The sequence below is a fragment of the Bacillus sp. SA1-12 genome (assembly GCF_000981385.1).
Taxonomy (GTDB): domain Bacteria; phylum Bacillota; class Bacilli; order Bacillales; family Bacillaceae; genus Metabacillus.
This window is the reverse complement of record NZ_LATZ01000001.1, coordinates 212,745-226,572: the sequence shown is the minus strand read 5'-3', so window position 1 is coordinate 226,572 and position 13,828 is coordinate 212,745. Positions and strand designations below refer to the sequence as shown.

Genomic DNA, 13,828 nt, shown 5'->3' with positions numbered 1-13,828 from the left:
AGAGTGTGGCACTTTTTAAGATCATCGTTCAAAAAATGCTGAATAATAAATGGTTGACTTGCAGCTTATTCCTCGGACTTATAATGACAGTTTCCCTTGTTTCAAGTATACCTACTTATACCTCAAGCGTGCTACATAAGTTGTTAGTAAAGGAATTAGAGCAGCATCAGTTAGATCATGATCAATTTCCGGGGGAATTTTCCTTTCTAACTAGTTTTTCTGACGGAAATGGCTCAGTTGAAACAACGGGAAAAATTGAAAAGATTAATCAGCAGCTAACATCTGATATCAACCTGCCTAAACTGGCGAATGCAACCGTTATAAGTACCGTCCCTTTTTCGATTTATAAAGAAAATGCAGAGGAAGCTGAAGAGGAGCATGGCAGATTCGTCAGTCTTACAAATATTAAGGAGCATATGACTCTTACAGATGGGCGGCTTCCAGAAAACAATAAGCAGGGAATTATTGAAGTATTAGTACCTGAAAGAACATTGAAAAAAAGGGGAATTGTTTTAAATAACCGTTTACGTGCAGTGGAAGAAAATCAAACCATTACCGTCATCCCAGTTGGTACCTTTCGGGCAAAAGACCAAAATGACCCTTATTGGTCTATTCCTCCAGAACGTTACACCGATGATTTTATTGTTTTGGAAGATTTGTTTCAAAGGGAGCTGTTAAAGGATGAGTTTCTTGGTTCTGTCCGCTTTTATACAGCATGGGATTATCATGCCATTGAAAATCATCAATTCACTGATTTGCTTCAGTTAGAGGGAAGAATAAAAGCTGAAATAAGTGACGTCATTGACACGGATGTTATCTCCAGCTTTCCAATTGCCGATATATTAATATCATACGACAAAAAAGAGGAACAATTAAAAACAATGCTTTGGTCCTTAAACATCCCTGTTCTTGTTATGCTTTCGCTATACCTCTTTATGGTATCCCGTTTAATTGTCAATCGGCAGCTAAATGAAATCGCCGTTCTATCAAGCCGCGGCGCTACAAGAATGCAAATTATGAAAATCTATCTTATTGAGATCGGGATATTAGGGGTCATTTCGTTTTTTATTGGTCCCCAGCTTGGGATACTTATGTGCAAGCTGCTGGGGGGAACTAATGGCTTTCTTCAGTTTGTGCAAAGGGAAGCATTGCCTATCCGTGCAGGAGCTGATTCCTATTTCTATGCTGCAATTGCATTATTAACTTCAATAGTGATGGTGATGATCCCAGTTTATCAAGGATCGAAGCAAAGTATTGTTCATCAAAAACAGAAGTCAGTTAAAGCCATGACAAAGACCAACTGGATAACGATGATTATTGGTGCCATTCTGCTTGGGATCTCAGTCTATGGGCTGTATGTGTTTTCTAATCGGAAGCAATCCTTGAATCAAGATGGATTTGTTGATCCTATGTTATTTTTCATTCCAGCTCTCTTTATTATTGGTCTCGGAGTAATATTGCTTTATCTATATCCATTTTTATTAGGCATTATTTATAAGCTTGGTAAAAGGTATTGGAACCTGTCGCTTTACAGTACATTTATTCAAGTAAGCCGGTCAATATCGCAATATCAATTTCTTATGCTGTTTCTTATCATGACGATTGGTGTCGGGGTGTTTAGTGCAAGTGCAGCAAGGACATTAAACGAAAATTTTGAGCGGCAAATACGCTATGAAAATGGAGCCGATCTTACCTTAGATGTGAAGTGGGAGAGCAATGAAGTACAATCTCCTCCTAGTGGTGCTGCGGCCGTACCGCCAACGGAATCTGCTCCATCATCAGGAGCGGCAGAAACGCCTGTTGCTGCAGTAGAGAAAGAAATTGTTTTTACTGAACCATCATTTGAACCATTTTTAAACATTAATGAGATCGAGCATGCAGCAAAGGTGCTGCGCGTAGATGGTGTTAAGGCTGAAGCGAAAGGAAAAAGTCTATATTCCTATGAACTGATGGGAATTGAACCGAAGGAATTTGGACAAACAGCTTGGTTTCATCCTTCATTGTTGCAACATCATTGGTATAGTTATTTGAATTTGCTCGCAAAGGAGCCTAGCTCTGTTTTGATCTCAAGATCTGTTGCCGCTTCACTCGGGGTGAAGGAAGGTGATTACATCAAGCTTAATGGCAATTCTTCAGTGACGATGGAGGTTGTCGTTTATGGAATTATTGATTATTGGCCAGGTTTTTTACCCGAAAAAGAAGAAGAGGATGAGGAGAAGCCAGCACTAATTGTTGGAAATTTACCTTATTTTCAAAATGCCATGGGATTAGAACCGTATGAGGTATGGCTAAAAATAAAGCCTGATGCCTCAAGGGCATCTTTATATAAACATTTGCAACAAGAAGGGATTCCTGTTCTTACCATGCAGGATGTTCATCCACAGCTTGTAGAATTAAAAAATAGTGCCTTTCTATTAGGATTAAATGGTTCATTAACCTTAGGGTTTATCATTTCTATTATGATTGCCTTTATTGGCTTTCTATTATTCTGGATTTTAACCATAAAGGCGCGTGTTCTTCAATATGGTGTCTACCGTGCAATGGGAATTCCGCTTCGGAAATTAATCGGCATCCTGTTATATGAACAACTATTTACTTCAGGTTTTGCCTGTTTACTAGGTTTGTTCATTGGGGGATTGACAAGCATTTTATTTGTTCCTTTATTTCATCTGTCTATGGATAGCCAGCTTCCATTCCATGTCTTGTTTGATGTTAGTGATGAACGGAAAATCTACTTCTTTGTCTCATTCATGTTAATAGTGGGATTAACGATATTAGTTATGCTTGTGAAGAAAATAAAAATCTATCAAGCAATTAAGTTGGGTGAGGATTAAGATGATTCAATGTAAAGATTTAGTGAAAATTTATAAGGTAGACGAAGAAAATGAAGTGATGGCTCTGCAAGGGCTTGACTTAGATGTACAAAATGGAGAATTAATGGGGATCATCGGATCAAGCGGCAGCGGAAAGTCAACATTATTAAATATGCTAGGCGGCTTAGATCGGCCTACAGCGGGAAAATGTCTCGTTGACGGTAAGGATTTATTAAGGATGCAATCGAATGAGCTTGTCAAATATAAGCTGGAAACGGTCGGGTTTGTCTGGCAAAATAATGCACGAAATTTGATCCCATATTTATCGGCAATTGAAAATGTTGAGCTTCCAATGCTGCTAAAAGGACGACATAAACGAGAAAGAGCAAAGGAATTACTGGAATTAGTCGGGATGGGGCATCGATATAACAATAAATTAACGATGCTTTCAGGTGGCGAGCAACAGCGGGTTGCGATCGCGATCGCACTTGCGAATAATCCTAATCTTCTATTGGCAGATGAACCGACTGGAAGCGTAGATTCAAAAACAGCTGATGTGATCCTCGGGGTTTTTAGGGAGTTAAATCAGTCTTTGGGAAAGACGATCGTGATTGTCTCCCATGATACGGAATTAACGAAAAAACTCGATCGTGTTGTTGCCATACGAGACGGAAAAACGTCCAGTGAGATTTTGCGGAAGACCTATTTTGAGGAACAACATAATAAGGAACAAGCAATGGAAGAGGAAGAAACACATGTTGAGCTTGCTGTTATTGATCGTGCTGGAAGAATTCAAATCCCTCGTGATTATCTAGACTCGATTGAGCTAGGAGACTCAAATAAGCTTAGAGTTGAGCTTGAGGATGGAAAAATTGTACTGGTAAATCCAAAGAATGTCGAGATGATCAAACAATGAATGTAATGAATGGCAAGTTTGGTATTTATCTTGTTTTAGTGAAAGCCAATGACTATATTTCTTTCTCAGCTTTAGTGCTGGTGGGTACTTTATTTTCATCTTGTGCCAAAAGGTTTTAAAAGGAAAGATTTAAGTAAATAAATGTAGAAAATAAGGCTGTTTTAATAGATTCATTAATCTCTTAAAGCAGCCTTTATTGTTGTGTTTTTTTAATGTAAAATTTGGAATAAAATCCATTTAATAGTAACATAGTTTATGAGAATTATTATTTGTATCAAAAGGAGGTAGTGTTGTTGAAGAAAATTTTGCTACATCGTTTACTTTTGTTTCTTTTAGGGGTAAGTCTATTTGCTGGAAACAGTACATATGCACTTGCTGGTGAAGAAGCAAAAAATGAAGAGAACTTTTATGTCATAGCATTTAAAGATGAATTGCCAAAGGATTATAAACAAATCATTCAAAAAGCTGGTGGAGTAGTTACGAAAGTGCTCCCCGAGGTTAGTGGATTGGAAGTGAAATCAAATCAGGCATCCTTCCTTTCTGATTTGGAAAAAATACCCTCTATTGTGGCAGCTAATAGAGAAATATCTTTGCAGATTAAACCGTCGGGAGCGATTCCTTATAATAAACAAATAACGATCATCAAACAGAGTGAAAAGGAAAGCTACTGGGAATCTCAATGGGATATTCAAAGAGTTACGAATAATGGGAAATCATATGCGATTGAAACAGGAGGATATATAAATGATGACGGAGAGATTACACATCGTGCAGTAGTTGGGGTAATTGATACCGGAATCGATCCATCCCATCCAGATTTAAAGAATAATCTAATTGGCGGACGTAATTTGGTTCCAGCTGGAATGGATGCAACTGAAACAGGTGATCCAAATGATATAAAAGACAGAAATGGGCATGGGACGCATGTGGCAGGGATTATTGCAGCAAATGGAAAAATAAAGGGCGTAGGACCAGATCTAGGGATTCGTGCATATCGTGTACTTTATTCGGAACTAGCTCTTGGTCAGCCATCTTGGATCATTGATGGAATTATTGCTGCGACAAACGATAATGTTGATGTCATCAATATGTCTTTGCGATTCTATTACAATACGAAAATGATCATAGAAGGTGAAAGTGAAAAAACGGTGGCCGAAACATTACTTTGGAAACGTGCGATCCAGTATGCAGTGAATAATGGAGTGACCTTAGTAGCAGGAAGCGGGAATGAAAGTTTAAACCTTGCTGACAAAAACGAGGTTAATGATTTCTTAACAAAGCTCTATGAACCTTACGGAATGAAAATCAAAGGTCCAGCAACTGTTGTTCCTGCACAGTTGCCAGGAGTTATTAATGTGTCTGCCTCAATAAAATGGTCAGATCAAGAGCTCGCTTTCTATTCAAACTATGGGAATGGAGCGATAGATGTTGCTGCCCCTGGAGGAGATTATGGCTCAAAATATGCTGAAACAAATGATCCTGCAACCGCCGATCCAAGCTATTTGATTATGAACACATGGCCATCCTATTTAGGATCTTTATATGCTTATAATGCCGGTACCTCAATGGCGACTCCTCAAGTTGCTGGTATAGCGGGTGTCATTAAAGCGGCAAACCCTGAATTTAAGCCTTCACAAGTTGCTGTACGTATTCAACAAACTGCGCTTGATTATGGAAAAACCGGGAAGGATCCTTTATTTGGTGCGGGAGAAGCGAATGCCTATCGCGCTTTGATGAATATTAAAAAGTAACAGTTAACTAAAAGTGATGGTGTCTCAAAAAGGGCTCTGCCCCTTTAACTTCAAAAAACACAATTTTGAGAAGGATGAACCTTAATATTGAGACAAAATGTTTTGGGGAGAGGTCAAGCTAATAAAGCACACAAAGTCAAAAATAAATTTCATTTTACCTGATAGGGATGATAAAGATGAAAGAAAGTCCAAAAGTAAGTGAATATGATGCCTATTTTGAAAAATATGTAAATCTTGTTCCTAAGGGGGATATCGTCCAGCAGCTAGAGGAGCAGCATAAGGAAACGGACAGCTTGCTTAACGAACTGACGGATGCTCAAGGATTATTTCGCTACTCTCCTGAAAAATGGAGCATAAAAGAAGTGATTGGTCACTTGATAGATACAGAAAGGATTTTGACTTACACTCTTCTTTGTACTGCGAGAGGTGAGCCAGTTCCCCTTCCAAGATATGATAAGGATGTTTACATTCAACATGCAGAATTTGATAAACAGTCGATGAAAGGTCTTTTAGCTCATTTTGCAACATCTCGAAAAGCGACAATGCATTTACTGCAGAGCTTACAATCAAAGGATTGGGTAAGAACAGGGATCGCTTTAAACTCTAAGGTTACTGTCCGTGCCTATGTATATATCCTTGCCGGTCATGAACTCCATCACCGTAAGATCATAAAGGGATTATATATCGGATCTTCAAGCTTTCCAGAATAGTGGGATCTTATAGATGTTTTAGTAAATTTACATGAATTTCACATTAACGAAATAACGATTTCATATTGATTTTCTATGATTATTTTGTATGCAAAAAATAATAAGGAGGAATTGATTTATGAAGAGGCCAGTTAAACAGCTTTTTTTCGTCATTTTAAGTTTAGTGTTTATTTGTAGTGGATTTATTGGATCATCAGAGATTTTAGCTACGGAAAAAGATGGACACGCTGAACAAAATGCTGTGTTCAAAAACGGTAAAGACAACAATGACTTAGTTCAACTTCAATTATTAAGTATAACGGACTTACATGGTTATCTTCAGCCATTCAATGACAAGGCAAACGGTCAAATCATAACAACAGAGGGACCACTTACTGTTGGAGGAGCTGCCTATTTGGCAACTCATATTAAGAAACTGAAGGACGGACATGAAAACTCATTGTTGTTTTCGGCCGGTGATGATTTTAGCGGCTGGCCTTTCGAAATTGCCTCTCACAGAGATGAGCCTACGATTGAATTTCTTAATGCTATTAATTTAGACTTTTCCGTTGCGGGCAACCACGAGTTTGATGTTTCAAAAGAGTTTTTAACAAACCATATGATGCAGGGCAAGTGCTTTGGGGTTCGTGATGTTGATAGCTGTTTTACTGATTCAGCAGGGAAGAAATTTAAAGGAGCAGATTATGACTATCTTTCTGCCAATATACGTGATGAGAACAAAGGTGAGCTTGTATTAAAGCCATACATAATCAAAAAGGTCAGCGATGGAAAAGGCGGCAAGATCCCTGTTGGTTTTATCGGCCTTACGACACCTACAACAGTAAAGGGGTCCACATCGTTTCAGGATGGAACATTAATAAATGATCCTCTTGTTGAATCTGCCAACCGATATGCAAAAGAATTGCAGGAAAAAGGGGTAGAAACAATTATTGCGGTTGTTCATGAGGGAGGTTCAACACAAAGTGACAGCTATGACATCAACGGTTGTGTCAGCCCTTTTGGTCCTATCTTTGATTTTGCAAAAGAGGCTTCACCAGCCATTGATGCCATCATATCAGGGCATTGGCATGCAAAATTCAACTGTTCCATTGACGATCCTGCAGGTAACCCAAGACCTGTAATAGAAGGTGCTAACCACGGACGTCTCCTTAGTGAAATAAATCTATCGATTGATCCTGAAACGAAGGACGTTGTTCGTCATTTAACAGCAGCAATAAATCATCCAGTCACACGTGATGTTCCTGCTGATAAAGAGATAGAAAAAATGGTTTCCTACTGGGTTGACCGGGGACAAAAGCGATGGGCTGAGCCGGTTGCAAAGCTTTCAGGTGATATCACTCGGGCACGCAATGCAAATGGTGAAAGTACACTTGCCAATCTTGCTGCAGATGTACATTATGAAGCAGGGAAAAAAGCAGCGAATCCAGCTGAATTCGCTTTGACCGCAGCAAGTCCTTTGCGAGGTGATCTACTATATAAAAAAGGAACAAATCCAGCCGATAGTGATGGTAAGATCCTATTTGGCGAGCAATGGCAAGCACATGGCTACGCAAACCCTGTCTTAGTTGTATCATTAAGCGGCCAACAAATAAAACAAATCCTTGAGGAACAATGGAGAAAAAAAGCAGACGGAACAGAAAGCTTCCATCCGCTCGCCGTTTCAAAAAATGTCTCCTTGCGTTATGATGACAGCAAACCGATAAATAACAGAATCGACCCGCAGCATGTTATGATAAACGGCAAGCCTCTTGATGTTAACAGATCCTATCGAGTTGCTGCATTAGCCTATTTGGTTATTGGAGCTGACGGATACCCGACTTTTACACAATATCGCGATCCAGTCAGGGTTGAAGGAGATTACTGGGCATTCTTACAGTATTTAAAGGAACAGAAAGTTATTGAACCACCAGCTTTAAACCGAGTATCATTGCAATAAATCAATGAACTTGAAAGGCACCATTCACTTATTAGGAATGATGCCTTTCTTTTTTTATTACCTGTAAAGTGAATAAACAATGTCAGATGGAACATTCTACATAGTAAAAAGCACAATAAAGGAGAAAGCATGTTGAAGCCGTACCGTATAACAGACATGATTATTGATGACAACTTTGATGGAGAAGAATCGGTAACAGTAGATTTTACCCTAAACAAAGATGTTCATAGTATTACTTTTAAGAAGTCAGATTTTGAAATCCTAAACTCCTGGATTTTTAAAAACGGAACTTCATTACCTGCGAATTTGTCAGAAAATATAGTAGAATCACTAAGAGAAGAGGTAAAAAATAAAATTTAGTCTATTAACGACTTCTGATTTTTTAGGCGTGGATTCTTAGGGGATTCACGCTTTAATTTTGTCTGTTGCCCCCCCTTTAAGTGAACCCCTTCCTTTCCGTTATTTTTTTTGTAAAGTATTCATTGCTTGGATTGAACTTAGAAGAAAGGTACAATTAATATATATATTATTGAAGAATGAGGTAGGAAACAATGATTGCAAAAACTGAAGAAGATTTTAGTGGTTTAAAGGAAATTGGCAAAATTGTTGCCAGTATTAGAAACGAATTAGTGCAAAGAACAGTACCTGGTATTACAACAAAGGAGCTTGATGAAATTGCCGGAGAGCTTTTTGAAAAGTCCGGTGCTATTTCTGCTCCTAAAGGTGAATACAATTTTCCAGGTTATACATGCATTAGCGTCAACGATGAAGTGGCACATGGCATTCCTGGAAAACGGGTAATTAAAGAAGGGGATCTTGTCAATATAGATGTTTCTGGTTCAAAGAACGGTTATTTTGCAGATACAGGTATTTCCTTTGTCGTAGGTGAAGGAGAAGAAATCAGCAAGAAAGTATGTGAAGTAGCACAACTGGCATTTGAAGCAGGTCTCAAGAATGCCAAACCAGGCTCTAAAAAAAGCAGAATTGGTAAAGCTGTTTTTCAAACGGCTAAACAGCATGGACTAACGGTAATCAAAAACCTGACAGGACATGGGGTTGGCCGTACAATTCATGAAGCGCCTGATCATATTTATAATTATAATGAAACCTTTGATGATGAGCTGCTAAAGGAAGGTATGGTCATCGCATTTGAGCCTTTTATCTCGAACCTGGAAGAGGAAGTATTTCAAAAAGAAGACGGCTGGACTTATGCTACCAATGAAAGCTATGTTGCCCAAGTTGAGCATACGATTATTCTTACAAAAAATGGCCCGATTATAGTAACCAAGTAAGTAAATCTATATGAAAAAAAGATTCATTCAAAGAAGAATGAGTCTTTTTTCATGTTTAATATCTAATTTAAACCCTTTCGTTTTATTAGGAATGAGAAATCTGATGCGTTGAATCATCAGCAATAATGTTTTACTTGATGGAAATGTATGATAAATATTAATTTATGTATAGATCACATGCCTGTTATTATTTAATTATTACCTGATGAAGGATCCAATTATTTATTCTATTAATTAGAAATATTTCATTGTAATTTCTGTGTTTATAATTGTTATAATAGGTAAAATGGCAGCGTATCCAAAATGTGCTTAAATTTAGGAAGTAGGGTCTTTTACTAGATTACTAGCTCCTTTTTAGACTACGTTATTATCGTTTTATTTGTGCTCTGCAAAAGCAACATTCATTTAAGAGGATTTCTTCAAAAGGAGGTTGTCAATTTGAACTATTCAAGTTCACCGAAGGCTCCGCTTTTTCGTGATCCAATATATGACGGTTCTGCTGATCCAACGATTATATGGAACGGTGAGGAAAAGGAATGGTGGATTATTTATACGAATCGTCGTGCAAATATACAATGTGAAGGGGTTTCATGGGTTCATGGCACAGATTTGGGAATTGCTTCGTCATCAGATGGAGGAAAAACATGGAACTACAGGGGTGTTATTCAGGGGCTTGATTTTGAAAAAGGCAGAAATACGTTTTGGGCTTCAGAAGTTCTGTACCATGGTGGCATCTACCATATGTATGTAAGCTATATACAAGGAGTTCCATCTGAGTGGAAAGGACATAAAAGACAGATCATCCACTAGACAAGTAAAAATCTCTGGGATTAGACGTTTGAATCAATATTAACATTAAGCTCAGATTATGTGATTGACGCTTGTGTACATTCATTACCTAATGGCCGTTTTCGTATGTGGTATAAAGATGAAGCTAAAGGTTCTCATACATATGCTGCCGATAGCGATGATTTATACAATTGGGAGTTTGTAGGACCAGTCATTACGGATTTTCCACATGAAGGACCAAATGTTTTTAATTATAAAGATTCCTATTGGATGATTATTGACAAATGGTCTGGTCAAGCAGTCTATCAATCTTCAGATTGTGAAAAATGGGTTCTTAATAATACTATTTTAAATAAGCCAGGTATTCGAAAGGATGATGGAACTATCGGTCTTCATGCAGATGTCCATGTTCAAGGAGACAATGCGTATATTTTTTATTTTACACATCCTGAACGAACTGAAAGTCTAAATGAAACATCATATGAATCTAAACGAACATCTATTCAGGCGGCAAAGCTGGACTTTGTAAATGGAAAGCTGATATGTGACCGGAATGCATCTTTTGAATTAAGCTTAAAATATGAGAGTGCCCAACAATGCTAAATGGAATAGTTATCGGTAAAAGTAGTTAGAATGAATAAACTCAAAATCCCGCCGGTTTTATTTAAGGGTTTTTGAGTTTTTTTATGCCCATTTGAATGTGATGTAAAACTGTCATTCAAATGGGTACTTTTTATTTAAGTAGTAACAAGGTTACTGGATAGTCAATACAATTTTCAATTCGTTGCAGAGCGTTTCATTAGGAAGAAACTTTTATTTCTCTTTACAATTATTTACCGATTCTTTACGTATTGAAAAAACTCACTTAACATTTCATCTTTATATTATTAGTTGTATACAAGTTGGATACCACGTGGAGTTAAAGAAAATCCAATCTTAGTTTTTAATTAGGTGAGAGGGAATTAGTAGGGTTGCTAATAGTTTAATGAAAGAAGCTAAAGATTTTTAGGTTTAAGAAGAGTCCAAGTAAGTACTCATTTAACATTTTTTATTAACTCTATGAAGGAGACAAACAAAATGATGAAAAAATTATCTAAATTCTTTTTAACAATAGGACTTGTATCCACTTTGGCAGCGTGTGGGAATGAAGCGAGTTCATCATCTGCAGCTTCTGAAGGAACAGAACACAAAGGGTGGCCGGAAGAACTGACATTGGTTCAAATGCCAAATGAAAACAATCCAAATGCAGCTTCTATGCATACAGCTTTGAGAGATCACCTATCTGAGGAATTAGGTATTGAAGTGAAAGAATTCGAAGGAGGAAGTTACGCTGTTGGAATTGAGGCCCTTGCAAGCGGGAATTTAGATATTATGCTCGCTAGTCCAATGAGCTATTACCAAGCAGACAAAAAAGCTGGAGCGGAATTGTTAGTTACTCCTCAAGTAGAGGGCTTTGAGTATTATACGGCTTTTATTACAAAAAAGGATAATAAAGAAATCAACAAAATGGAGGATTTAAAAGGAAAGAACTTTGCGTTTGTTAATGCAGCATCTTCTTCAGGCTATCTTTATCCAAAGGGAACCTTGGTTCAAGAGTTTGATTTAGATCCAGATTTGATCGAACAGTCAGGCTACTTTTTTGAAAATGTAACCTTTTCCGAATCCCACGCAAATAGTGTCATGGGTGTACAGATGGGTGACTTTGACGCAGCAGCAGTAGCTCAAGGTCAGCTTGATAGTATGATTGAGGCAGGAACGATTAAGGAAGATGAATTTAAAACGATCGGACGTACAGATGATATTCCTGATGCTTCTTATATTGTTCGTGAAGATTTACCAGAAGATTTTAAAGAAGCATTAAGAGATGCGTTTGTATCATTTGACGATGAGAAATATTTTGAAGCGGTCCATAATGATACAAAGGCTCGTTTTGTAGCGACTGAACAAGATTATTATGATCCTACGATTGAAATGCTTGATGCTATTAATGCTTTAGAGGAAGAAGCAAAATGAATCCATTATTATCAATAAAAAATTTAGTGAAGGTATATGGAAAAGAAACACGTGCTTTGAATGGAATATCTTTAGATTTTTACCCAGGTGAATTTATCGTTGTCATTGGCCCATCTGGTGCTGGAAAGTCCACTTTTATCCGATGCATCAATCGCCTTGTGGATCCGTCTGCAGGGGAAATTATTTTTGATGGGCAGCATTTGGAGAAACTGAGCGGGCGGAATCTACGAAAAGAAAGGTCCAAAATCGGGATGATTTTCCAGCATTATAACTTAGTTGGCAGAACGAATGTGATTAAAAATGTTCTCCATGGCCAATTAAGCAACATTCCTTTATACAAAAGTTTGCTCGGGCTCTATCGTTATGAAGATAAGAAAGAAGCGGTGGAACTTCTAAAAAAAGTGGGTCTTCAAGACCAAATTTATAAACGAGCTGATGAGTTTTCTGGAGGGCAAATGCAGCGGGTTGGCATTTGTCGAGCAATCTTGCAGCGGCCGAAGCTGCTGCTTGCGGACGAGCCGATTGCATCGCTAGATCCGCTTTCTGCCAATATTGTGATGCAGCAGCTTCATACGATTTCTCATGAAAAGAAATTAACTTGTATTGTAAATCTCCACCAAGTGGACTATGCCAAAAAGTATGCCACACGAATTATTGGGATTAAAAAAGGCAAGGTTGTTTTTGACGGCGCTCCCTCACGATTAACAGATGAATTGATTCTAGATATATATGAAGGAAAAGAATCGCAAATGACGCTTCAAGGTGTAAGCGGAACACAGTCAATGCAATTGGCGGTAGGACAAAACGATGAGTAAAAAAACGATTCCTAAGATCCCGCTTGATCATCGAGATTCTAAAAGAATCTATGCAGTTGTTGCAGCCATCCTTGCCGTGTTGATATTTTCCGTTTTTTATTTAGAGATTTCTTTTATAGAGATGCTGATGGGCTTACCAAGTTTTATTATGTTTTTCTTTGAAAAGTTCTTTCCGCCAAACGCAGATAATTTACAACGTTATATTCCAGCGGTGGTCGATACGCTAGGTTATGCGGTTATCTCAACCTACATTTCTACGATTATTGCCTTTATTTTCGGGATATTAATCTCGGAAAATACGAACAAATTTAAAACCTTGCGGGTGATTACCCGCGGTTTTGTATCAATCTTACGAAATATCCCTTTTATTATTTGGGGAGCCTTATTGGTTTATATTTTTGGAATAGGCGGGATTGTTGGCGTTTTGGCGTTAATTCTTGTGACTATCGGATTTTTAAGTAAAAGTTACGCAGAATCGATCGATGAAATTTCTGGAGACAAGCTTGAAGCGTTACGGGCGAATGGTTCCTCTTATTTTCAAATCTTGTTTCATGGAGTCATCCCCCAGTTTGTTCCAGCATGGATTAATTGGACATTATTTGCCTTCGAAATTAATGTCCGTGCGTCAGCTGTTTTAGGTCTAGTTGGAGCTGGCGGGATTGGCGTCTTAATTGATACAAATATTAATTTATTTAAATATGGAGAAGCGATTACGATTATTGCGGTCGTTGTCATGATTATTTTATTAACAGAGTTAGTAACCAATTCGATTCGTAAACGTTTCGTTTAATTA

12 protein-coding genes are annotated in these 13,828 nt (G+C 37.9%); all 12 read left to right on the top strand.

Going from position 1 to position 13,828, the window contains the following annotated elements; all coding sequences use genetic code 11:
• Positions 1–5 precede the first annotated feature (5 nt).
• Positions 6–2,834 (top strand): FtsX-like permease family protein, encoded by a 2,829-nt coding sequence (locus WQ54_RS00990; RefSeq protein ID WP_046510755.1) that lies wholly within the window; start codon positions 6–8, stop codon positions 2,832–2,834.
• A 1-nt stretch (position 2,835) separates the two neighbouring features.
• Positions 2,836–3,729, top strand: a complete 894-nt coding sequence (locus WQ54_RS00985) for an ABC transporter ATP-binding protein (protein ID WP_046510753.1) — start codon at positions 2,836–2,838, stop codon at positions 3,727–3,729.
• 293 nt (positions 3,730–4,022) lie between these two features.
• Complete coding sequence (locus WQ54_RS00980; RefSeq protein ID WP_046510748.1) at positions 4,023–5,480, top strand: S8 family serine peptidase; 1,458 nt, start codon at positions 4,023–4,025, stop codon at positions 5,478–5,480.
• A 176-nt stretch (positions 5,481–5,656) separates the two neighbouring features.
• A complete protein-coding gene (locus WQ54_RS00975) occupies positions 5,657–6,190 on the top strand; it encodes a DinB family protein (protein WP_046510747.1) in 534 nt (177 codons plus the stop codon).
• Between the two features lie 118 nt (positions 6,191–6,308).
• Complete coding sequence (locus WQ54_RS00970; RefSeq protein WP_046510744.1) at positions 6,309–8,126, top strand: bifunctional UDP-sugar hydrolase/5'-nucleotidase; 1,818 nt, start codon at positions 6,309–6,311, stop codon at positions 8,124–8,126.
• Between the two features lie 129 nt (positions 8,127–8,255).
• Positions 8,256–8,486 (top strand): hypothetical protein, encoded by a 231-nt coding sequence (locus WQ54_RS00965; RefSeq protein WP_231597423.1) that lies wholly within the window; start codon positions 8,256–8,258, stop codon positions 8,484–8,486.
• Between the two features lie 191 nt (positions 8,487–8,677).
• A complete protein-coding gene (gene map, locus WQ54_RS00960; RefSeq protein ID WP_046510738.1) occupies positions 8,678–9,418 on the top strand; it encodes a type I methionyl aminopeptidase in 741 nt (246 codons plus the stop codon).
• A gap of 438 nt (positions 9,419–9,856) precedes the next feature.
• Positions 9,857–10,228: a hypothetical protein gene (locus WQ54_RS34525; protein WP_231597422.1), complete on the top strand. Its 372-nt coding sequence runs from the start codon at positions 9,857–9,859 to the stop codon at positions 10,226–10,228.
• 105 nt (positions 10,229–10,333) lie between these two features.
• The gene (locus WQ54_RS34520; RefSeq protein ID WP_231597421.1) at positions 10,334–10,810 is read left to right on the top strand and encodes a hypothetical protein; all 477 of its coding nucleotides are present in this window, start codon (positions 10,334–10,336) and stop codon (positions 10,808–10,810) included.
• A 474-nt stretch (positions 10,811–11,284) separates the two neighbouring features.
• Entirely contained in the window at positions 11,285–12,220 is a 936-nt protein-coding gene (locus tag WQ54_RS00950; RefSeq protein WP_052737607.1) for a phosphate/phosphite/phosphonate ABC transporter substrate-binding protein, read from the top strand.
• Entirely contained in the window at positions 12,217–13,035 is an 819-nt protein-coding gene (gene phnC, locus WQ54_RS00945) for a phosphonate ABC transporter ATP-binding protein (RefSeq protein WP_046510735.1), read from the top strand. Before WQ54_RS00950 ends, phnC begins: the two co-directional genes overlap by 4 nt.
• Positions 13,028–13,825 carry a phosphonate ABC transporter, permease protein PhnE gene (gene phnE, locus WQ54_RS00940; protein WP_046510733.1) on the top strand — a complete coding sequence of 266 codons (798 nt, stop codon included), beginning with the start codon at positions 13,028–13,030 and terminating at the stop codon, positions 13,823–13,825. Before phnC ends, phnE begins: the two co-directional genes overlap by 8 nt.
• Positions 13,826–13,828: the final 3 nt, after the last annotated feature.